This is a genomic window from Sphingomonas lutea, from assembly GCF_014396785.1.
GTDB classification, from domain to species: Bacteria; Pseudomonadota; Alphaproteobacteria; order Sphingomonadales; family Sphingomonadaceae; genus Sphingomicrobium; species Sphingomicrobium luteum.
Genome location: NZ_CP060718.1, coordinates 2358716 through 2379813 on the forward strand (window position 1 = coordinate 2358716; position 21098 = coordinate 2379813).

24 protein-coding genes and 1 pseudogene are annotated in these 21098 nt (G+C 66.3%); 13 read left to right on the top strand and 12 right to left on the bottom strand.

Translation table 11 applies throughout. The features are described from left to right. Positions 1-19 precede the first annotated feature (19 nt). Positions 20-964, bottom strand: a complete 945-nt coding sequence (locus H9L13_RS12250) for a M23 family metallopeptidase (RefSeq protein ID WP_187537943.1) — start codon at positions 962-964, stop codon at positions 20-22. A 364-nt stretch (positions 965-1328) separates the two neighbouring features. Here H9L13_RS12250 and H9L13_RS12255 point away from each other — a divergent pair, with 364 nt between their 5' ends. From H9L13_RS12255 to H9L13_RS12270, 4 genes and pseudogenes are all read left to right on the top strand, one after another. Continuing rightward, complete coding sequence (locus H9L13_RS12255; protein ID WP_235090999.1) at positions 1329-2465, top strand: phosphoserine transaminase; 1137 nt, start codon at positions 1329-1331, stop codon at positions 2463-2465. Continuing rightward, positions 2462-2932 carry a Rid family hydrolase gene (locus H9L13_RS12260; RefSeq protein WP_187537945.1) on the top strand — a complete coding sequence of 157 codons (471 nt, stop codon included), beginning with the start codon at positions 2462-2464 and terminating at the stop codon, positions 2930-2932. The genes H9L13_RS12255 and H9L13_RS12260 overlap by 4 nt, the downstream gene beginning before the upstream one ends. After that, positions 2929-4517: pseudogene (gene serA, locus H9L13_RS12265) on the top strand (phosphoglycerate dehydrogenase). The gene H9L13_RS12260 and the pseudogene serA overlap by 4 nt, the downstream one beginning before the upstream one ends. 78 nt (positions 4518-4595) lie before the next feature. Next, positions 4596-5033, top strand: coding sequence for a DUF6766 family protein (locus H9L13_RS12270; RefSeq protein WP_187537946.1), 438 nt, complete (start codon positions 4596-4598; stop codon positions 5031-5033). Here H9L13_RS12270 and H9L13_RS12275 read toward each other — a convergent pair. Further along, a complete protein-coding gene (locus H9L13_RS12275) occupies positions 5030-6025 on the bottom strand; it encodes an alpha/beta hydrolase (RefSeq protein ID WP_187537947.1) in 996 nt (331 codons plus the stop codon). The genes H9L13_RS12270 and H9L13_RS12275 overlap by 4 nt on opposite strands. Before the next feature lie 180 nt (positions 6026-6205). Here H9L13_RS12275 and H9L13_RS12280 point away from each other — a divergent pair, with 180 nt between their 5' ends. Next, complete coding sequence (locus H9L13_RS12280) at positions 6206-7495, top strand: adenylosuccinate synthase (RefSeq protein ID WP_187540418.1); 1290 nt, start codon at positions 6206-6208, stop codon at positions 7493-7495. Positions 7496-7617: 122 nt separating this feature from the next. Here H9L13_RS12280 and H9L13_RS12285 read toward each other — a convergent pair whose 3' ends face one another. From H9L13_RS12285 to H9L13_RS12310, 6 genes are all read right to left on the bottom strand, one after another. Then, the gene (locus H9L13_RS12285) at positions 7618-7893 is read right to left on the bottom strand and encodes an acylphosphatase (protein ID WP_187537948.1); all 276 of its coding nucleotides are present in this window, start codon (positions 7891-7893) and stop codon (positions 7618-7620) included. Then, positions 7890-8066, bottom strand: a complete 177-nt coding sequence (locus tag H9L13_RS12290; protein ID WP_187537949.1) for a KOW motif-containing protein — start codon at positions 8064-8066, stop codon at positions 7890-7892. The genes H9L13_RS12285 and H9L13_RS12290 overlap by 4 nt, the downstream gene beginning before the upstream one ends. 13 nt (positions 8067-8079) lie before the next feature. After that, on the bottom strand, positions 8080-8883 hold the full coding sequence (gene fabI / locus H9L13_RS12295) for an enoyl-ACP reductase FabI (RefSeq protein ID WP_280528164.1): 804 nt from the start codon (positions 8881-8883) through the stop codon (positions 8080-8082). A 103-nt stretch (positions 8884-8986) separates the two neighbouring features. Next, positions 8987-9868 carry a YihY/virulence factor BrkB family protein gene (locus H9L13_RS12300; protein WP_244954814.1) on the bottom strand — a complete coding sequence of 294 codons (882 nt, stop codon included), beginning with the start codon at positions 9866-9868 and terminating at the stop codon, positions 8987-8989. A 53-nt stretch (positions 9869-9921) separates the two neighbouring features. Next, entirely contained in the window at positions 9922-10884 is a 963-nt protein-coding gene (locus tag H9L13_RS12305) for a DnaJ C-terminal domain-containing protein (protein WP_187537950.1), read from the bottom strand. Positions 10885-10981: 97 nt separating this feature from the next. Further along, the gene (locus H9L13_RS12310; RefSeq protein ID WP_235091002.1) at positions 10982-12253 is read right to left on the bottom strand and encodes a hypothetical protein; all 1272 of its coding nucleotides are present in this window, start codon (positions 12251-12253) and stop codon (positions 10982-10984) included. 144 nt (positions 12254-12397) lie between these two features. Here H9L13_RS12310 and pdxH point away from each other — a divergent pair, with 144 nt between their 5' ends. The 5 genes from pdxH (at position 12398) to H9L13_RS12335 (ending at position 16418) form a co-directional block, all read left to right on the top strand. After that, the gene (gene pdxH, locus H9L13_RS12315; RefSeq protein ID WP_187537951.1) at positions 12398-12973 is read left to right on the top strand and encodes a pyridoxamine 5'-phosphate oxidase; all 576 of its coding nucleotides are present in this window, start codon (positions 12398-12400) and stop codon (positions 12971-12973) included. A 65-nt stretch (positions 12974-13038) separates the two neighbouring features. After that, a complete protein-coding gene (locus H9L13_RS12320; RefSeq protein ID WP_187540424.1) occupies positions 13039-13941 on the top strand; it encodes a cation diffusion facilitator family transporter in 903 nt (300 codons plus the stop codon). Continuing rightward, positions 13901-14683 (top strand): PhzF family phenazine biosynthesis protein, encoded by a 783-nt coding sequence (locus H9L13_RS12325; protein ID WP_187537952.1) that lies wholly within the window; start codon positions 13901-13903, stop codon positions 14681-14683. Before H9L13_RS12320 ends, H9L13_RS12325 begins: the two co-directional genes overlap by 41 nt. Beyond that, the gene (locus tag H9L13_RS12330; protein WP_187537953.1) at positions 14680-15951 is read left to right on the top strand and encodes an APC family permease; all 1272 of its coding nucleotides are present in this window, start codon (positions 14680-14682) and stop codon (positions 15949-15951) included. Before H9L13_RS12325 ends, H9L13_RS12330 begins: the two co-directional genes overlap by 4 nt. Then, positions 15948-16418 carry a YybH family protein gene (locus tag H9L13_RS12335; RefSeq protein ID WP_187537954.1) on the top strand — a complete coding sequence of 157 codons (471 nt, stop codon included), beginning with the start codon at positions 15948-15950 and terminating at the stop codon, positions 16416-16418. Before H9L13_RS12330 ends, H9L13_RS12335 begins: the two co-directional genes overlap by 4 nt. Here the strand turns inward: H9L13_RS12335 and H9L13_RS12340 are convergent. Beyond that, positions 16387-17481: an alpha/beta fold hydrolase gene (locus H9L13_RS12340; protein WP_187537955.1), complete on the bottom strand. Its 1095-nt coding sequence runs from the start codon at positions 17479-17481 to the stop codon at positions 16387-16389. The genes H9L13_RS12335 and H9L13_RS12340 overlap by 32 nt on opposite strands. Before the next feature lie 41 nt (positions 17482-17522). Continuing rightward, positions 17523-18629, bottom strand: a complete 1107-nt coding sequence (gene mnmA / locus H9L13_RS12345) for a tRNA 2-thiouridine(34) synthase MnmA (protein WP_187537956.1) — start codon at positions 18627-18629, stop codon at positions 17523-17525. Positions 18630-18747: 118 nt separating this feature from the next. Here mnmA and H9L13_RS12350 point away from each other — a divergent pair, with 118 nt between their 5' ends. The 3 genes from H9L13_RS12350 (at position 18748) to H9L13_RS12360 (ending at position 19773) form a co-directional block, all read left to right on the top strand. Further along, a complete protein-coding gene (locus tag H9L13_RS12350) occupies positions 18748-18918 on the top strand; it encodes a hypothetical protein (RefSeq protein WP_187537957.1) in 171 nt (56 codons plus the stop codon). A 110-nt stretch (positions 18919-19028) separates the two neighbouring features. After that, positions 19029-19328: a CtrA inhibitor SciP gene (gene sciP / locus H9L13_RS12355; protein ID WP_187540426.1), complete on the top strand. Its 300-nt coding sequence runs from the start codon at positions 19029-19031 to the stop codon at positions 19326-19328. Between the two features lie 193 nt (positions 19329-19521). Next, complete coding sequence (locus H9L13_RS12360; protein ID WP_187537958.1) at positions 19522-19773, top strand: GlsB/YeaQ/YmgE family stress response membrane protein; 252 nt, start codon at positions 19522-19524, stop codon at positions 19771-19773. A 67-nt stretch (positions 19774-19840) separates the two neighbouring features. Here the strand turns inward: H9L13_RS12360 and H9L13_RS12365 are convergent, their stop codons facing one another. Both H9L13_RS12365 and H9L13_RS12370 read right to left on the bottom strand, forming a co-directional pair. Beyond that, positions 19841-20572: an SIMPL domain-containing protein gene (locus tag H9L13_RS12365; protein ID WP_187537959.1), complete on the bottom strand. Its 732-nt coding sequence runs from the start codon at positions 20570-20572 to the stop codon at positions 19841-19843. 76 nt (positions 20573-20648) lie between these two features. Next, entirely contained in the window at positions 20649-20918 is a 270-nt protein-coding gene (locus H9L13_RS12370) for a GlsB/YeaQ/YmgE family stress response membrane protein (protein ID WP_235091004.1), read from the bottom strand. Positions 20919-21098: the final 180 nt, after the last annotated feature.

Here is a 21098-nt window from a genome sequence, read left to right on the forward strand (position 1 = left end):
GAGAGCCGAAGCGGCAAGCTTAGCGGCGGGCGCCCGGTCCACCGATCGCCAGCGATTCCATCGCGTGGGTGTTCGACTTTTTCTGCATCGCGAGCACGTAGTCGGTCGACTTCATGAACGGGACCGGGTTCACTGCGCGACCATCGATGCGCACTTCATAGTGCAGGTGGCTGCCGGTCGAACGGCCGGTCGAGCCCATGCGGCCGATCACCTGGCCGCGCGTCACGCGCTGCCCGGGGCTGACGGTCATTGATGCCAAGTGGCCGTAGCGCGTCTCGATGCCGCGGCCGTGATCGACCTTGACGAGATTGCCGTATCCGCCGCTGTTCCAGCCCGCTGCGCTGACGACCCCGTCGGCGGTGGCGTAGATCGGCGTGCCGATGGGACCGGACAAGTCGATCCCGGCGTGCATCGCTGCGCCGCCCTTGAACGGGTCGGAGCGGACGCCGTAGCCCGAGGTGAAAGCGGCGGTCTTGACCGGCTTGTCGGCCGGGACCGAAATCACGCCATCCTGGATTGAGTCCAGCTTCTTCCAGCTGTTGAAGAGCGCCTTGAAGGTCGCATTGCCGGCCTTTTCGAGCGGGCCGCCGCGGCCACCGTTGGCAGCCGGGTAAAAGCCCAGCTTGCGAAGCGAGGCAGGGTCGATGTCCTGGTCGACAAGGGCGGCGGCGAGCGCCATCTGGCGTTGCTCAATCGCCTGGACACGGCGTTCGGTTTCGGCGGTCAGTTCGGCAAGCTGCGCCGAATAATTTTCACCCGAAACGATCTTGGAAGTCAGTGCTGGGGAGGAAGTGATGATCCGGCCGACGGCGTAGCTCGACCAGGAAATGAGGGCGAAAAGCGCCGCGACGGCGACAATCTGGATCATCGCGGAAATGCGGAAACGGCGGAGCTTCGCACCATCGTGCACGAAGAATTCGCGATCACGGAACAGCCCCGTCGCTGCTGCCAGAACTTGCGTCATGAACCCGCTCCAAACCTCTCGCCGCGTCGTTGGACGGCGCGAAAAAACCCATCGAAGTAAGGAGCTCCCCAGCCCCCGCTGACCGCCCGCGAATTGCCCATCGCCGGCTGACGAGGTGAACCTGTCCCAGCTTGGTTAACAAATTCAACCTCGGGTTCCGGCTTGCGGGATGAGCCGCGAGGTAACTGCGGTGAAACGTTTCGCCGGCGACGAAATCACGCATTTCCCAAGTGTTGTGCAGCGCAGCATTGCCGAAAAAGTGATTCTTTCGCGGCACCGGTTGCGCGCTTGCGCCAAGCCGTTACAGCCGTCGGCGGGCCACGCCGTCCCAACGCGGCGCGTCCTCTCTGGAAGGAGAGCTGATTTGGTTGAACGTCCCGCGGCGCTGCCGGCGCGCCCATATTTTTCGTCCGGCCCGTGCGCCAAGCCACCCGGCTGGCGCCTCGATCTTCTCGATACCGCATCGCTTGGCCGGTCGCATCGCGGCGCGGCGGGCAAGCCACGCCTGGCCGAAGCGATCGAACGGACCCACGCGCTCCTGCAGCTTCCCGCGGATTATCGGCTTGGGATCGTCCCCGCGTCCGACACCGGGGCGATGGAAATGGCGATGTGGTCGCTGCTCGGGACCCGTCCTGTGACCATGCTTGCCTGGGAAAGCTTCGGGGCCGGCTGGGTCACCGATGCGGTCAAGCAGCTCGGGCTCGATGCCGAGGTGCGGACCGCCGACTATGGCGAGATTTCGGACTTGGGCGGAATCGCGCCCGATCGTGACCTGGTGTTCACCTGGAACGGCACGACCAGTGGCGTGCGGGTCCCCGATGCGAAGTGGATTTCGAGCGACCGGACGGGGCTCTCCATTTGTGACGCGACATCGGCCGCCTTTGCGCAGCCGATCGACTGGTCGAAAATCGATGTCGGCACCTTCAGCTGGCAAAAGGCGCTCGGCGGGGAAGCTGCGCACGGCATGATCGTGCTTAGCCCGCGCGCGATCGAGCGGCTCCAAAGCACGCCGGCGCCGCGCCCGCTGCCGAAGATCTTTCGGCTGACCAAAAGCGGCAAGCTGATCGACGGCGTCTTCCGCGGCGAAACGATCAACACGCCATCGATGCTCGCGGTCGAAGACTGGCTGGTCGCGCTTGATTGGGCCGAGGGAATTGGCGGCCTCGATGCGCTCATCGCGCGTGCCGACGCCAATGCCGCGGCGCTCGACCTTTGGGTGCAGTCGTCGAACTGGATCGACCATCTGGTGAGCGATGCCGCCATTCGCTCCAACACGTCGGTCTGCCTGCAGTTCGTCGACCGTAGCGACCCTGTGGCGAACGCTGCTCGACAAAAGGCACTGGTGAAGCTGCTCGAACAGGAAGGCGCGGCGTTCGACATCGGCGCTTATCGCGATGCGCCGCCGGGTCTTCGCATCTGGTGCGGCGCAACCGTCGACACCGCCGACATTCAAGCACTCGGACCCTGGCTCGACTGGGGATGGGAGGAGACAGGCAAATGATCTCGACAGCAATCCTCGCCCTGGCCGCCGCGGCGCAGAACCCGCACGGCGCGCGTCAGCAGGCCACTGTCATCATGCCGGACGACGCACGGCAACGGCAGTTCCAGCAGGACTACGGCTATGCCGATGCCGTGGTGAGCAATGGCGTCGTCTATCTTTCGGGCGTGCCGGCGTTTCTGGCGCCGGGCGAAACCGATCTCGACAAGGCCTTCACCCGCGCGTTCGAGGCGCTTGGCAAAAGCCTGGTGCGCGCCGGGGTGAGCTGGGACGATGTGGTGCAAGTGCAAAGCGTTCACACCGACGTCAACAATCAGATCGATGCCATGGTGAAGGTCAAGAACCGATACATGACGGGCAAGCCGCCCGCCTGGACCGCGGTCGGCACGAACGGGCTTTTGCAGCCCGGCGGAATCGCCGAAATTACGCTGATCGCGCATGTTCCGACGGCCCGCGGCGGCACGCAATGAGCGATACCTGCAAGGTCTTGATCGCCGACAAGATGGACGCCCGGGCAGCCGCGATCTTCCGTGAACGCGGCGTCGACGTCGACGAGCGGCCCGGCCTTTCGCCCGAGGAGCTGGCGGCGATCATCGGCGATTATGACGGGCTTGCGGTGCGCAGCTCGACCCGGGTGACCGCCGCAGTGATGGACGCGGCCCTGCCCCGGCTTAAGGTCATCGGCCGCGCCGGAATCGGCGTCGACACGATCGACGTGCCCGCCGCCTCGGCGCGCGGGATCGTGGTCATGAACACGCCCTTCGGCAATTCGATCACCACCGCCGAACATGCGATCGCAATGCTCTTCGCGCTCGCCCGTGAAATCCCCGACGCCAATCAATCTACCCAGGCCGGCAAGTGGGAGAAGAACCGCTTCATGGGGGTCGAGCTGAGCGGCAAGACGCTTGGCCTGATCGGCTGCGGCAATATCGGGTCGATCGTCGCCGATCGCGCGCATGGCCTCAAGATGAAGGTCGTCGCCTACGACCCGTTCCTGTCGCCCGAACGCGCGGTCGAACTGGGCGTCGACAAGGTCGAATTGCCCGAGCTTCTCGCGCGCGCCGACTTCATCACTTTGCACACCCCGCTGACTGACCAGACGCGCGGCATCCTGTCGCGCGAAGCGCTCGCCGCCGCCAAGCCCGGCGTGCGCATCGTCAATTGCGCGCGCGGCGGGCTGATCGACGAAGCCGCGCTCAAGGATGCGCTCGACAGCGGCCATGTCGCGGGCGCCGCGCTCGACGTGTTCGCGCAGGAGCCGGCCAAGGAGAATGCGCTGTTCGGCACGCGCGGCCTGATCTGCACGCCGCACCTCGGCGCGTCGACTACCGAAGCGCAAGTCAATGTCGCGATCCAGATTGCCGAGCAGATGAGCGACTTCCTGCTCCTCGGCGGCATTTCGAACGCCGTAAACGTCCCCTCGCTGACCGCCGAGGAGGCGCCGCGGCTGCGCCCCTACATGGCGCTTGCCGAAAAACTCGGGCGGCTGGTCGGGCAGATTGCCGGAAGCGAGATCCGCTCGATCGACGTCGAGGTCGAAGGCGCCGCGGCCGAGCTCAACATCAAGCCGGTCACCGGCGCGGTGCTTGCAGGCGTGATGCGCAGCTGGTCGGACAGCGTGAACATGGTCAACGCCCCTTATCTCGCCAAGGAACGCGGGATCGGCGTTCGTGAAATCCGCAACGAGGCGGAGCGCGACTATCATACATTGATCGCGGTCAGTGTCGGCACCGCGCACGGCGACCGCCGCGTTGAAGGCACCCTGTTCGGCAACCGCGCGCCGCGGTTGGTGAACATCTTCGGCATTCCGGTCGAGGCCGAGCTGACCGGGCAAATGATCTACATCGTCAATGACGACGCGCCGGGCTTCATCGGCGCGCTCGGCACGGCCCTGGGCGAGAACGGGATCAACATCGCGACCTTCAATCTCGGCCGCCACGCGGCGGGGGGCAGGCCGTGGCACTGGTTGCCGTCGACGACCCGATCCCCGCCGAAGTCGTCCAGCGACTGCAGGCGCTGCCCGGCGTTCGCGAGGTCATCCCACTCGCCTTCTGAGGTGCAATAAAAACAGCCGTTGCACCCCGCACAGGCCTGAAGCGTTCCGCCGCCAATGACGATCATTGGGAGGACGCAATGATTTTTCGCAAATATGCTTATGCTTGGCTGACGGTCGGCTTCTTCCTGGTCTCGCTTGCGCTTCATTGGTGGTTCGGTTGGCGATCCTATGCCGACGAGGCGGCGGCGCACGGCCAGGCCGCGCTATCGGCTGAGTATCTCAATGAGATGATGCGCGACACGTTCGAGAATTGGCAGTCGGAATTCCTGCAGCTGCTGTGGCAAGTCGTTGGTCTCGCTTACTTCCTCTACGTCGGATCACCGGCATCGAAGGAAAATGACGACCGCGTCGAAGCGAAGATCGATGCCTTGCTCCACTTCCACGGCGATCGCGGGCGTGACCTGGTCCAGCGTCTCGATAGCCATTTCATGCGCGATCACGGTCACGCCAGGCCGCACGGTCATGACGAGCTCGACGCGGTGCTGGCCGGCGAGCGCAAGGCCGGCGAAGCCTAGTGCAAGGCGGCGAGAAAGGCGTCGACCCTGGCGGTGGCGAAGTCGCCGGCTTCTCCCAGCCCGCGGTTGAGGGACCCGTGGCTTTCGTTTGGCACCGGGACCACGTCGGCTTTTGCGCCCGCGCGCGACAAGGCCGCCGCCAGTCCGCGCGACTGCGCGTTGGAATCGGGACGGTGCGCGACGGGCAGAATCAGCCAATTGGCCACGTTGGGCGCGGCGGCGTGCCGTGTCGGCGACAAGCGCGCGTGGCGCGCCGGGTCAGTCCCGAACGCGGCAGCGTACATCGCCGCAGCAACGTTGCGCGGGCTCGCCATCTGCGCCGGGACGTCATAGCCCGCGCCGTCGAGCAGGACGACGCCGTCGACCGCCGACATCGGCACTTTTGCCGCTGCGAGATAGGATGGATCGGTCGCGACGAGGGCGGCGAGATGCGCCCCCGCACTATGTCCCATCAACACGATCCGATCGGCATCGAGATGGTTCGCGGACGCATTGGCGCGAAGCCAGGCGATCGCCGCCGCGACGTCCGCCGCCTGCTGTTCGACCGTCGCGCTGGGAACGAGCCGATAGTTGATCGACGCGTAGGCCCAGCCGCGTTCGCTGAAATGCGCGGCCTTGGGCGCAGAGGCATGGCGCTTGTCGCCGATGGCCCAGCCGCCGCCGTGAATGAAGAGCAGGATCGGCGCCTTCGCGGCGCCGGCGGGACGGGTATAATCGAGCTTCTGCTTGACGTCGGGTCCGTAGGCGACCTCGCGCATCCCCGGCGGTAGCGCCTGCGCCTGGGCGGCGCGGTCCGAAACGGCCTTGCGGCAATCGTCGCTCAATTGCGGAAGCGCAGTGCGGACGCACGCGCGCATGCCCCCGCCCATTCGCGATTGGCACAGCGCCATGATCTGTTGGCGGCATTCGGGCGGCAGTGGTGCGCGCTCCTGCGCTAGTGCCGCGCCACCGATCGCCGCCGCGGCCAAAGCCGCCCAGATCCCTGTCCGCATCTTTGCCTCCACAAAACTGGACGCTCTGGAGTTCAATCAATAGGAGGCGCGCTGAACCGCGGCTGACCCGCCGTAGTGAGGAATTCATCCGTTCGTCCCGAGCGAAATCGAGGGACGTCCGCGCCAAGGCCCCTCGACTTCGCTCGGGGCAAACGGGAGCGGGAAAGCAGGAGCATGGCTTTGGGCAACGTGACCGTCATCGGCGCGCAATGGGGCGACGAGGGCAAGGGGAAGATCGTCGACTGGCTCGCCAGCCGCGCGGACATGGTGGTGCGCTTCCAGGGCGGCCACAATGCCGGGCACACGCTCGTCGTCGGTGACCAGACCTACAAGCTCTCGCTCCTGCCGTCGGGCATCGTGCGCGGCACGCCATCGGTGATCGGCAACGGCGTGGTGCTCGACCCCTGGGCCCTCAAGTCCGAGGTTGAGAAGCTGTCCGCGCAAGGCATCGCCATCACGCCCGACGTCCTGCGTATCGCCGAAACCTGCCCGCTGATCCTGCCCATCCACCGCGACCTCGACGCCTTGCGCGAAGATGCCAGCGGCGCGGGCAAGATCGGCACCACGCGGCGCGGCATCGGCCCGGCCTATGAAGACAAGGTCGGGCGCCGCGCGATCCGCGTCTGCGACCTCGCCCATCTCGACGACCTCGAGCCGCAGCTCGACCGCTTATGCGCGCACCATGATGCGCTGCGCGCCGGCTTCAACGAGCCACCGGTCGACCGTGCGCGCTTGCGCGGCGACCTCGCGGAGATCGCCGACTTCACATTGTCCTTCGCCAAGCCGGTGTGGCGCGACCTCGACATCGCTCTGCGCGCAGGGAAGAAAATCCTGTTCGAAGGCGCGCAAGGCGTGCTGCTCGACGTCGACCACGGCACGTATCCGTTCGTCACCTCGTCCAACACGGTGGCGGGAACGACCGGCTCGGGCAGCGGCATGGGACCGGGCGCGGCGGGGTTCGTGCTCGGCATCGTCAAGGCCTACACCACCCGCGTCGGCTCCGGCCCCTTCCCGACCGAGCAGGACAATGCCATTGGCCAGAAGCTCGGCGAACGCGGCCATGAATTCGGCACCGTCACCGGGCGCAAGCGCCGCTGCGGCTGGTTCGACGCCGTGCTGGTGCGCCAGTCGGCCGCGGTCAGCGGCGTGACCGGGATTGCGCTGACCAAGCTCGACGTGCTCGACACGTTCGACACGATCCGCATCTGCACCGGCTATCGCATCGGCGGGGAGACATTCGACTATCTGCCTCCGCACCCCGCCGACCAGGCGCGGGTCGAGCCGATTTACGAAGACATGCCGGGCTGGAGCGGAAGCACTGCCGGCGCGCGCAGCTGGGACGACCTGCCGGCGGAAGCCATCGCCTACGTCCGCCGCATCGAGGAATTGATCCGCTGCCCCGCGGCGCTGGTCAGCACCTCGCCCGAGCGCGAGGATACGATCCTGGTGCGCGATCCGTTCGCCGGTTGAGCCGAGCGTAACGTAAGCGGAGCGAAGCGAGCGTCGTTACGTCGAGAGACGGTGAAAGCCGGCCGACCGGCGCGGAGCGACCGGATCGACGTCACGGGATTCGCTCCCGTGACGGCAGTCACCTAGTGCCGCACCTCGAACCGGTGGCTCAGTTCACCCGGATCGACCTCGGCAACTTCGACATCGTCGACGCGCGCATTGGCGGGGCCGCGCCGCATCCGCTCGATCATCCGCGCGACGTCATGTTCTTCGCCCGCGACATGCGCTTCGACCGTTCCGTCGGCGCAATTTCGAATCCATCCGCTGACGCCAAGTTCGCGCGCCTGTCCTTGCGCCCACACGCGGTAGAACACGCCCTGCACCTGGCCGGTGACGCGGACATGGCGCGTAATGGTCATTGCCGGTCGACGTTGCGAGCCAAGGTCTTGAACCGCGCGCCGTCGTCCTGACGAACGGTGATAGTGACGTTCCCGGCCTTGCTGACGTTTCTATCCTCCACGATACCCGCCTTCCCCTTGTGATTCCCGGCGGTCACCACGCAACGTTCGCCGTTCGCAATATCGTCGGGCATTGTCGGCTCCTGATCACACGGTGGCGATATCCGGCGCGTCCTCGGCCTTCATGCCGACGACATTATAGCCCGCATCGACATGGTGTATTTCGCCGGTGACGCCGCTGGCGAGGTCGCTGAGCAGGTACAGCCCCGCCCCGCCAACATCCTCGATCGTCACATTGCGGCGCAGCGGGCTATTATATTCGTTCCACTTCATGATGTAGCGGAAGTCGCCGATGCCGCTGGCGGCGAGCGTCTTGATCGGCCCCGCGGAAATGCCGTTGACGCGAATGCCTTCCGGGCCAAGGTCCATCGCCAGATATTTGACGCTTGCCTCCAGCCCCGCCTTGGCGACGCCCATGACGTTGTAGTGCGGGATGACCTTTTCAGCGCCGTAGTAAGTGAGCGTCAGGATCGATCCGCCGGGCTTCATCATCTGCCGCGCGCGCTGCGCCACCGCGACGAAGCTGTAGACCGAGATGTTCATGGTCATCAGGAAATTGTCCATCGAGGTTTCGACGAACTTCCCGCGCAGCTCATTCTTGTCCGAATAGCCGATGGCGTGGACGACGAAGTCGAGGCTGTCCCAGCTTTCGCGCAGCTTGGCGAAGGCCGCGTCGAGCGCATCCATGCTGCTGACGTCGCAATCGATCAGAAGATCGCTGCCAAGCTCCATCGCCAGCGGCCGCACGCGCTTCTCCAGCGCTTCGCCCTGGTAGGAGAAGGCCAGCTCCGCGCCTTGCTCCCCAAGCGCGCGCGCGATGCCCCAGGCGAGCGAGCGGTCGTTGGCCAGGCCCATGATCAGCCCGCGCTTGCCCTTCATCAATCCGGTCACAATTGCGGTCCCCCTGTTTCCAGTTCCGCCTCCACATCCTCGCCGGGCTGCGGCTCCTCGACCTCGAGCTGGTCGGTGTACGGCCCGGAATAGACTTCGCCCTTTAGCGCGGCCGCCCCGCTATCCGCCAGCGCGGCGTTGAGCTCGGCCCCATCACCACCCCAAGCCCGATGACGAAGAAGAACAGCAGGACGATCATCACGCCGGCGAGGCTGCCATAGGTCAGGCTGTAACCGCCGATCCAGTCAAGCACGTTGGGCAGCAATTCGACGGTGATCAGCCACCAGGCGGTGACCAGCAGCACGCCCGGCCATTTGCGGCACCCCCGTCGGCGATAGCGCGAGGGCGTAAGAAAATAGAACAAGGCGTAGAAGGTGACGAAAAGCCCCGCCGCGGGAATAATCCTGAACACCTCCACCGTGCCGATGACATTGTCCGCGAGGGGGAACAGCCGTTCGATCGCCGACTGCATCGATCGCAGCGCGACACTCGCCGCGAAGGCGAACATCAGAAGCACCACCGCGACCATGATGAATGCCAGCGAACCCAGCCGATATTCCCAGAACGGCGCGCAATATTTGACGCCGTAGGCGCGGCGCAGGATGTCGCGGATCGTCTCGACAAAGCTTGCCGCGGTCCACAGCCCGACCAGCGCGCCGAGCCACAACAGGGGCCCCGTCCGCGCCGTCAGCACCTCTTCGATCGGCGGGCGCAGCGTTTCGGCGACGTTGGGCGGCAGTTCCGACATGAAGGTCGCCACGGTCCGTGCCCCGTCCTCGCCGCGTCCCAGCAGTTGTGCCACCGCCGCCGCCAGGATGAAGAAGGGAAACAGCGCGAGGATCGCAAGATAGGCGAGGTTGCCGGCGTGGATGAATCCATCGTTATAGACGCCGACCGCAATGCGCTTGGTCACTTCCCAGACGTTTTCGCGCGGCTTGAGCTTCGCTTCGACTTCGGTGCCGAAGGCCGCGCGGACGCTGGCCATGCGTTTGCGGCGGGCTTCCGGTGACTGGGGGAGGTATCGCGCATTGAGCGGGGTTACACGTCCAGGCCGGCGCGCGGGTTCCCGCCGCCGCTCCAGCTTTCGGCGAAACGCTGCAGTGCGGCGTCGTTGGGGGGCAGGTCGATGTCGAGCGTCACCAACAGGTCGCCGCGCTTGCCGTCCTTGCGCGTGAAGCCGCGGCCCTTGAGGCGCAGCACCTTGCCCGATGTCGTGCCCTTGGGCACCGTCAGCATCACCGGCCCTTCGGGCGTCGGCGCTTTGATCTTGGCGCCGAGCACCGCTTCCTTGAGCGTGACTGGCAGCGTCAAGCGGATGTCGTCGCCGTCGCGCGTGAAATGCTTGTGTGGCGCGATGTCGATCGTGACGATGGCGTCGCCGCGCCCGCCCGGCCCGTCCTCGCCCTTGCCCGATATGCGGATGCGCGTGCCATGCTCGACGCCCTTCGGCAGCTTGAGGTCGATCGCCTTGCCGTCGCCGAGCGTGATGCGCTGCGGCGTCAGCGCCACCGCATCGACGAATGCGATTTTCAAGCGATAGCTGACGTCGGCGCCCTTCTGCGGCGCGCGCTGGCGCTGGCGGAATCCCCCGAAGCCGCCCTGACCTGGCCGCCCGCGCCCGCTCGCCGCGGCACCGAACAGGCCTTCGAACAGATCGCTGAGGTCGGCGGTGTCGGCGCCGCCGAAATTGAAATTCTCGAATCCTTCCGGCGTGCCGCCGGGGCGCGGCCCGCCCCTGGAGTAGCCGCCGAACCCGCCGCCGAACGGCATCTTGGGGTTGCCGTCCTCGTCGATCTCGCCGCGGTCGTAGCGCGCGCGCTTGTCCTTGTCGGACAGCAGGTCATAGGCCGCGGTCACTTCGCCGAAGCGCTTGGCGGCATCGGGATTGTCCTGGTTGCGATCGGGGTGGAGCTGCTTGGCGAGGCTGCGGTACGCCTTCTTGATTTCGTCGTCGCTCGCGCCGCGCTGAATGCCGAGCCGTTGATAAAGGTCGAGTGCCATTGCCGCTCACATGCCGGAACCGTGTCGGCCTGACCAGATGGGTTGGCGCTGCGGGCCGGCAAGGGCCTGGCGCGGGGACTTCTCTCGCTAGCCCCAGCTACCGCGTCAGATCCGACGGCAGGGTCGGCTCGCTCAGCAATTGCGTCATCCGCGCCCAGCGCACAGCCGGGGCGGTTCCTGCCCGCTCGACGCTGGCGCGCACCATGTCATGACCCAGTCCGTAATTGATCACGTAGCTGCGATATTGCTTGATGAACGACAGCGATTTTTCGGCCCGTTCCCTGGACAGCAACTGATAGCGCTGGAGCAGCGCAACCGCCGTCGGATCGTCGATCCGCCCCTCAAGATAGTCGCGCGCGATCGTGAAGCGCGCGCCGGAGAGGGCTTTCAGCGCATTCTGGAGCTTGGCGTAAGCCGCTGCGTCGGCCGTCGCGATGCCGGCAAGAGGGTAGAGCGCCCGGGTCTCGAACGCCAATTTTTCGTCGCCCGGAAAGGCGAGCTCGATGCCGTAATTGGCCGATCCTTCGGCCAGCAGGGATTGCGGCGAGTACAGCGGATACATGCTGAATTCGATCCAGTTGCGGCCGCGAGTCAGCTTCTGCTCAAGCAAGGCGTTGAGCACATGGTGCCCGGGGTAACCCTCGTGACAGCCAAGATCGAGCGCGCGGTCGATTCGGCTCGGAAGGTCGGTGTTGATCTCGATCCGGCTGTGCGCATTGCCTTGGTAATAATTGTAGCCGCCCCAGCTTTTGCCGGTGACGAAGGCCAAATCGAAGCGCTCATGCGCTGGCAGCGCGATGTGCCGCAGCGTACGGCGCCGGCATTCGGCGATGGCCGCGTCGAACACCGTCTTGAGCTTGTCGCTCGGGATCACGAAGCGATTCGAAAAATTCTCGACGCGATCGGGCAAGGCACCGGTTCCCGGGACTAACTCCTCGATGCCGGCAACGATCGGATCGTAGCTTGCCAGCGGGCGAATTTCCGGGCGGACGCCAAAAAGTCCCTCGGCCTCGTCCACGAACGACAGCTTCTCGCCCCGCATCATTCGCAGCCGCGTTTCCGCCGCCGTCAATTGCGCTTCGAGGAACCGGGCTCGGCGCGTGTCGAGGTCGTTGCCGGTGGCGAGCGCGGCCGCGCGTTTGCGCAAGGCCGCGACCTTGGCCGAAAGCGCCTCCAGGCTCAGCTTGGCCGCATCGGCCTTGGCCGCAGCTTGGAGTTCGGGAGGCCCATAATAGGCATCGATGTACCCCTCCTCCTTCTCGCCGATCGTCAGGCTGGTGAGGACGTAATCGCGCGCCAGGGCGTCCAGGCTGTCGGACGGCGAACGATCACAGCCGGCTACGATGACCAGCAGGGCGAAGGCAAGCAATGCGCGGAAGATCGGCTGGCTCCCTGAATTAGGCTGCGCGGGAAAATCGCACCGAGCCTAACAGCTGCGCCACTGGCCGCAATGGGTAGGAGGCGAACGTCCCCCCGCTTGAAGCCGCCGTCGCCGCGGCGCTAAGGCTCGGGCGTGGCCGACCCCTTTGCCCTGTTCGACACGTGGTTCGCCCAGGCGCGGGCGGCGGAGGTCAACGATCCCGAAGCGATGGCGTTGGCGACGGCGGACGCATATGGCCTGCCGTCGGTGCGGATGGTTCTGCTGAAAGGGCATGGGCCCGGCGGCTTCACCTTTTACACCAACGAACAGAGCGCCAAGGGGCAACAGCTCTCGGCCAACCCGCAGGCAGCCTTGCTCTTCCACTGGAAATCCCTGCGCCGGCAGGTGCGCGCCGAAGGGGCCGTGGAGCGCGTGTCGGACGTCGAGGCCGACGCCTATTTCGCCTCGCGCGGGCGGGAGTCGCAGCTCGGCGCCTGGGCGTCGGACCAGTCACGGCCGCTCGACAACCGCGAAACGTTCGAACGGCGGTTCGCGGAGATGCAGGCGCACTTCGAGGGCGGCGACGTGCCGCGTCCGCCGCATTGGGGCGGCTTCCGCTTGGTGCCCGAGCGTATCGAATTCTGGAGCGACCGCCCGCACCGCCTGCATGAGCGTCGTCTGTTCACAAGCAGCGGCGACGGCTGGTCCGAAGGCTTGCTTTACCCGTGACCCAGACGGCCACCGGCGCCGACCGCGCGAAGCTGACCTTCCGCGCCGCACTGGCAAGCAGCGCGATGGCGATCACCCTTATCGGCCTCAAAAGCTGGGCGGCGCTGCAGACATCGTCGATGGCCATGCTCGGCTCGCTCGCCGACAGCGGGCTCGACCTCATTGCCAGCCTGGTCGTGCTGCTCGGCGTGCGTATCGCGGCGCAGCCGGCCGACGACGACCATCGCTTTGGGCACGGCAAGGCGGAAGCGCTCGCCTCGCTTGTGCAGGTGATCCTCATCACCCTTTCGGCCTTGTTCATCGGCTTCCGCTCGATTCAACGGATGATCAGCGGGGCGGAGACCGCGCAAGCCGAGCTGGGTATCACGGTGTCGCTGGTCGCGATGGCGTTGACTGTCGCTCTCATCACCTACCAGCGCCATGTCGTGCGCCGTACCGGATCGCTCGCGATCGGCACCGACCGGCTGCATTACGCGTCGGACCTGCTGCTCAACGGATCGGTCATCGCCGCGCTGGTGCTCGATCAATATCTTGCGATCACCGGCGCGGACGCGGTGTTCGGGCTGCTCATTGCCGGCTGGCTCGCATTCGGCGCGTGGAGCGCGTCGACTCATTCGCTCGACCAGTTGATGGATAAGGAATGGCCCGCCGACCTGCGCGCGCGCTTCCTTGCCGCGACCAGGGAATATCCCGAACTCGCCGGCCTCCACGACTTCCGCACCCGCACCAGCGGCAACGTGTATTTCGCGCAATTCCACGTCTGGGTGCCGGGCGACTGGACCGTGCAGCACGCGCATGACCGCCTCGACCGCGTCGAGGAGGCGTTGCAGGCGCGCTTTCCGGGCACCGAAATCCTGATTCACCTCGACCCCGAAGGGCAGACCGACCGCGAAACGCTTTTGCCCCCGAAATCACGGAGCGCGCGACATGACCAGCCTGCCCTTCTTCCAGGTCGACGCCTTCGTTGAGGGCCCGCTGAGCGGCAATCCGGCGGCGGTCATGCCGCTCGACCGCTGGCTCGACGACGATCTGATGCAGGCGGTCGCGGCCGAGAATAACCTCAGCGAAACCGCCTTCACCGTCGCCAGCGAGGCCGACGACGCAGATTATGAGCTGCGCTGGTTCACGCCCGAGCGCGAGGTCGGGATGTGCGGCCACGCGACGATGGCCAGCGGGCACATCCTGATCACCGGAAAACAGGTCCGCTTCGCGACGCGCAAGGCGGGCGTGCTCACCGTCCGCCGCGCCGGCGAGGGGCTCGAGCTCGATTTGCCTGCCTGGCATCCGCAGCCGGCGCGCGACGATGCCGTGCTCGAGGCGCTCGGCGTTAGCGGCGAAACCTTCCGCGCGGACGGCGCCGAGGCTGTGCTCATCGTCATGCTCGATAGCGAAGAGGCGGTCCGCGCGGTCGCGCCCGCCTACGCCGCGCTGCGCAAGATCGACGCCCTCGTCATCGTCACCGCGCCGGGCGACGAGCAGGACATCGCCAGCCGTGTCTTCGCCGCCAATGTCGGGATCGACGAGGATCCAGTGACCGGCGCCGCACATGCCGCGCTCGTGCCCTTCTGGGCCGAGCGGCTGGGGCGCAAGCGCTTCACCGCGCTCCAGGCGAGCAAGCGCCGCGGCCTGCTCGACTGCCGGCTGGAGGGGGATCGGGTGGTGCTTGGCGGGCGCTGCCACACGGTCATCGTCGGGCAGTTCCAGCTTTGAACGACACGCCGCCGCGCCTGGAGCGCCGCATCGGGCTCGGCGGCGCGGTGATGCTGTCGTTCAACGGCGCGGTCGGCGCGGCCATTTTTGCGCTGCCGGCGACGCTTGCGGCAGACTTCGGCGCCTTTTCGCCTTGGCTGTTTCCGCTGATCGCGATCGGGGCCATGCTGGTCATCTGGCCCTTTTCGCGCAGCGTCGCCGCCTTTCCGGAAAGCGGCGGCCCCGCGACCTACGGACGTGCCTTCGGACGATTCGCGGGGTTCGAGCTGGGCTGGATTTTCTACGTCGCGCGCGCCGCCGCCTTTGCCGCCAACGCCAATGTCCTCATCGCCTATCTCGGCCGCTGGGTGCCCGCGGTTGAGCAGGGCGTCATTCGCGCTTCCATCCTTGCCGTCGTCACGCTCGGCTTGGCCATCGCCAACCTCGTCGGGGTCGAGCGCGCGCTGCGCCTGCTCGCCGGGCTGACCTTGCTCAAGGCGCTGCCGCTGCTCATCGCGGCGCTGGCGGCGCTGGTGCTGTTCGCGCCGATCCCCGCGCCGGGCGCCCCGCCCGCCCTGTCCGAGTTCGAGGCCGGCGCCCTGCTCGTCTTCTACGCGTTCGTCGGATTCGAAAATCTCGTCGTTCCGGCGGGTGAGACCAAGCAGCCTGCGACGACGCTCCCGCGTGCGATCCTGCTGTCGATCCTCGTTACGACCACGCTCTACTTCCTCGTCCAGCTCGCCTTCGTCACCATGTTCCCCACTGGCGGCGCGGATGCCGATGCGCCGCTGATCGACCTCGGCCGCCGCCTCGCCGGTCCAGCCGGCGCGGCAATCCTGATGGTCGCCGCCATCTCTTCGCTCGGCGGCAATCTGCACGGCATTATGGCCGCAGTCCCGCGAGTCACCTCGGCAATGGGCGAGCGCGGCGACCTCCCCGCCTGGTTCGCCCGCGTGCAGCGCAAATATCAGACGCCCGCCAACTCGATCCTGTTCTTCGCCTTGTTTGCCGGCACGCTCGCGGTCAGCGGCAGCTTCGTCTGGTTGGCGGTGGTGAGCACGCTGGCGCGGATGATCATCTATGCCGTGACCATCGCCGCTTTGCCTCGTGCGCCGGGCAAGCCGCGCGTGACGGCGGGACATTGGGCGATCGGTGCGGCCGGCATCCTGGTTTGCGTCTGGGCCGCCGCGCAGGCCGACGCCAAGGCATGGCTGACGCTCGGCATTCTGTCTGTCGCAGGCGTGCTGCTCTACGCCCTGGCCACATTCGCGCGAGGCAAGACGCCATGATCCAGCCGGTCCTTATCGCCCTGGCACTGATGGCGGCCCCCGCTGCAGATCCTGCCGAGCAGGACCGCGCGGCCATCCTTGCCACGATCGAACGCATGGAGGCAGCGTGGAATCGCGGCGACTTTCCCGGCTACATGTCCGGCTTCAAGAAGCCCGACGCGGTCTTCGTTTCGGGCGGGCGGTTCCTCGACGGCTGGCAGGGCCGCCTCGACCAATATGTGCGCGATTATGGCGGCGGGCCCGAGCGTCGCGGCACGCTGAAATTCTACGACATGACGGTCGAGCTTCTAGCGCCGGATGCGGCGATGCTGGTCGGCAAATATCGCATGGATCGGCCGGGCCGGGTGACCCACGGGATCAACACCCGCCTGTTCCGCAAGATGGGAGGACGGTGGCTCATCACCATGAACCACGTGTCCGCCTACGACGAACCGACTAGCGCGCGGTCCGAACGAGGAGCGCGCTGAGGTCGTCCTTCCAAAATTTGGCCCATGTATGGGTGCTGTGCCCGCGCGTAGCGTCGGTTTCGGGGATTAGCCGAAACGTCGCATTGCCCATCCGCCTGACCGCCTGCGCCGGAAAGCCGAAGTTGCGCGGGTTGATGAAATCGTCGGCGGAATTGATCCACGTCGTCGGCGCGGTGATGGCTTCCAGTCGCGGCCGCGGATTGTACGTTCGCGACGCGTCGAGCTGGTAGATGAGGTCGTTGGCGTCAAGCTGCGGCAGGGCGCTTGCCACGCGCTCCTCGGCATTCGCACTGGCCAGCGCCTGCGTCGGATATTCCTTCTGGAAGTAAAGCGGGGCTGATCCGGCGACGACCAGCAGCGACTGGGCGGTCCGCAGGCCCTGCAGCGGCTGCGCGCCGTAATTGCCGTTCTGCCACGCCGGATCGAACTTGATGCCGTTGATCGCCAGCTGCCGCCACATGCGGTTGAGACCGGCGATTTCGACCGGCATGCAGGCCATCGGCATCAGTGCGTCGGCGACGGCGGGGTGCGTCTGTCCCCAGACGAAGATGTGCATGCAGCCCATCGACGTGCCCATGATCAGCCGCAGCCGCTTGATCCCCAGCCCCTCGGCCAGCATGCGTCGCTGCGCCTCGACCATGTCGTCATAATCATAATTCGGAAACGCCATCCGCATACCGTCCGACGGCTTCGACGATTTCCCGTGGCCAAGATTGTCGGGGAGGATGATGAAGTAGCGGCGGATATCGAGTGGCTGACCCGGCCCGTAAAGCTCGTCCGCGAACTGCGGGCGCAGGAACTGCTCGGCGCTTCCGCCGGTGCCGTGGAGCACCATCACGGCATTGTCGATTTCGCCACGCCCATTGCGCCGCGGCTGACCCAGCGTGAGATAACGCATGCGAAGCTGCGGCAGGCGCTGGCCCGAACGGAATGCAAAGTCCTTGAGGACGACCGTGCCTTCGCTCGTCGCCCAGCTCTTGGCTGCGGGCGCGGCGGGTTGCGCGGCGGCGGCGGGGGTTGCCGCGAGCGCGGCGGCAATCAGCAGGAGAATCGGAAGTTTCATCGGGCCAGCTTGTGCGCCAGCGGCCCGCGCGGCGAAAGTGGTTAGGCCGCGGCGCGCGCGTCGGCAGCGACCGTTTCCTCGATCCAGCCGCCGCCGAGCAGCCGCGTCCCGTCGTAAGCAACCGCCGCCTGACCGGGCGCGACGCCATATTCGGGCGCGGCAAAGCGCACCCAGCCGTCGGCATCCCGAATCGCCGGCACGGGCCGCGCGAGTGAGCGAACCTTGAGCATCACGTCCCGCTGGTCCTCGCCCAGCCAATTCCACTCGGCGACGCGCACCGCGGCCACGGCGAGCGCCTGCCGCGGGCCGACGATCAGCCGGCGCTGCGCCGGGTCGATCCCGACCACGTAGAGCGGCTCGGCCTGCCCGCCGACTTCGATCCCGCGCCGCTGCCCGACGGTGAAATGGACCACCCCGCGATGCTCGCCCAGCACCCGCCCGTCGACATGGACGATCTCGCCCGGCGCCTCGGTCTCGGGGCGGATGCGCTTGACCAGGCCGGCGTAGTCGCCGTCGGGGACGAAGCAGATGTCCTGGCTATCGGGCTTGGCCGCGACCTCCAGCCCGACCTCGGCGGCGATGCGCCGCACTTCGGGCTTGGGCAGGTCGCCCAGGGGAAAACGCAGGAAGTCGAGCTGGTCGCGCGTCGTGCCGTAGAGGAAGTAGCTCTGGTCGCGACGCTCGTCGGCGCCCTTGTGCAGCTCCGCCCTTCCGCCGGCAACGATCCGCCGCACATAATGACCCGTCGCCAGGCAATCCGCGCCTAGCTCGCGCGCGAAGGCAATCAGGTCGGTAAACTTCACCCCCTGGTTGCACAAGGCGCAGGGAATCGGCGTGCGGCCGTGCGCATATTCCTCGACGAACTTGTCGATCACCCCGCTGCGAAAGCGGCTTTCGTAGTCGAGCACATAATGCGCGATGCCGAGCTGCTCGGCGACCTGGCTGGCATCGTAGATGTCCTGCCCGGCGCAGCAGGCACCGCTGCGCTTCACCGCTTCGCCATGATCGTAAAGCTGGAGCGTCGCCCCGATCACCTCGGCCCCGGTGCGCGCGGCGAGCGCGGCCGCGACCGAGCTGTCGACGCCGCCGGACATGGCAACGACGATGCGCGCGCGCTCGGGCGCTTCGAGGTCGAAATCGATCTGCATAGGATGAGCCGCGCGTTCTTTACTCGAATTTCACTCATCCCCGCTAGGTCGGGCGTTGCAGGGCAACGAGTGAGGGGATTCCATTTTGTCGCGTCACGAGAGGGACTTCCGCAACAACGTGGAGGCGCCGCTCACCCTTGAAGACCTCACCGCGCTTCTGCGCGGCGAGAAAGGGGGCGACGATCGTGCGCGGCAGGATGCCATCGCTTGCTACCTGTCGGCCGGTGACGGCTGGCGGGACGCTGTGAAAAAGCTCGGCGGCGCCTTCGCGCCGGGGGCCAAGAGTTAAAGGAGCGTAAGCCGGGCTAACCACCGCGTTAACCAGCGCGTTTCAGAATATTTTCAACGCCGGGGACTTAAGAAGTCCGCAGTAGCAATGATTAAGCAGGTGTGACGGGAATGCTCGAGAACCAGAAGATTCGACCGGCCCAGGTCATCGGACCTCTCGGCGAGCCGCTGACGCTGGACAGCCTGCCGCCGGTTGGAACGACGCGCTGGGTCGTGCGTCGCAAGGCCGAGGTCGTGGCCGCGGTTGCGGGCGGTCTTCTTACCGTCGACGAAGCCTGCAAGCGCTATACCTTGAGCCTCGAGGAATTCACCAGCTGGCAGCGGGCGGTCGACCGCAGCGGCATGCCGGGCCTGCGCGTCACGCGGATCAAGCACTATCGCGACCAATACGAGAAGCAGCAGCGCTACTAGGCGCCGAACCCTCGAGAGAGGGTCGTTTCGACATCGTATTCCTCAAGCTTTCCTGTCCTCCAGTGCGCAATTTCCGCGCGAAAAACTGGACAGACCCTTGCGAATCCGGAACAACTGACTGGCATCACGCGTCTGTGGTGCCGGAAAGTCGCTCATTGCTTACCAGGGCGGCTTGGAAACAGGAGGGAAGCTCATGGCAATCATTATCTGGCTGATCGTTGGCGGTATTTGCGGATGGCTCGCGAGCCTAATCATGCGCACCGACGCTCAGCAGGGAATCATCCTCAACGTGATCGTCGGAATCATCGGTGCCGTGATTGCCGGACTGCTGTTCGGCGTGAACATGAACGCTGGGGTCACGATCGAAAGCTTCCTTTACGCCTTGCTTGGCGCCGTGATCCTTTTGGCGATCGTCAACTTGGTCCGTCGCGGTTCGGTCCGCTAGATCGACAAAAGTTCGGACGTGAGATGGGCCGCGCGGCATGAGCCGCGCGGCCCTATTCTTATCCGCGTTACTGAAGCTCGAACACCATCCCGAGCGTGATCGACAGCTTCTGTTCGCCCGGATCGATCTTGGTTGAGGCGTCACTGCTCGCCGCGCGCGCTTCCATCATCACCGGCACCGGCGGCTGGAAGCCGCGGTTGCCGCTTTCGCTCACCGACAACAGCCGCACGACGCGCATGTTCAGTGCACGGGCGTAAAGCTCGGCGCGGGCGCGGCCGGCCGCCAGTGCCTTGGTCCGCGCCTCGTTGAGCGCGCCCTCGGGCTCGTCGATCGACAGCGTCGGGCCGTTGATCTGGTTGGCGCCCTCGGCGACCAAGGCATCGAGGATGTCGCCGGTCTTGGCGATGTCGCGGAAGCGCACATTGACCTGGTTGGACGCAGTGTAGCCGGTCAGCGTCGGCGCACGGTCCTGGACGTAGCGATATTCGGGGTTGAGGCTGATGTTGCTCGTCTGGATGTCGCGGTCGGCGATTCCGGCGCGCTTCAAGGCGGCACGCACGCGCTCCATGCGCGCAGCGTTCTGCGCCAGCGCGGCACGCGCGCTGGCCGCGCGGGTCACCACGCCGGCGTTGATATTGGCGATATCGGGAACCCGCGTCGCATCGCCGGTCGCGCTGACGTCGAGGCGTGTTCCGCTGATGCTCTGCGCGATCGCCGCGGTCGGCTGTGCGTTCGCCCCGCTTGTGAGCGCGAGCGCACCAAGCGCCGCCGCCGCCGCCGCCAGCAAAACACGTGTCATCTTTCCGCTCCTTGAAACAGCAATGGGGCCGCGAGGCTTGCCCGCGGCCCATGGCTGTTTCCTGAACGGGCGGCGGCTAGACCCGTCGGCGGCCCGCGACGACGCGGTAGATCAGCAGGATCAGAAAGGCGCCGACGATGGCGGCGATGAAGCCCGCCCCCTGGTCGCCAGCGTCATACCAGCCGACCAGGCGTCCCAGCCATCCCGCCACAAGCGCACCCGCAACACCCAGCAGGATGGTGACAATGCAGCCGCCCGGATCTTTGCCGGGCATCAGCAGCTTGGCGATGCCGCCGGCGATGCCGCCGATGACGATCCAGGCGAGAATTCCGTAGTCTTCCATCATATTGCGTGTCCCCTCTTGAATGTGTCGCCGCGCGCGTCGACGTTGCCGGCGCCAGACTGCGCCAACGCGCGCTTGCCAGACAAGTGCCGTCGTTGGTCGAAAAGCGGTGGCGGGGGCGCTATAGGTACCGTCTGTTGCGCTCGGTGACTTATTGGACTAATACAGCTCCCGACCCGTGGG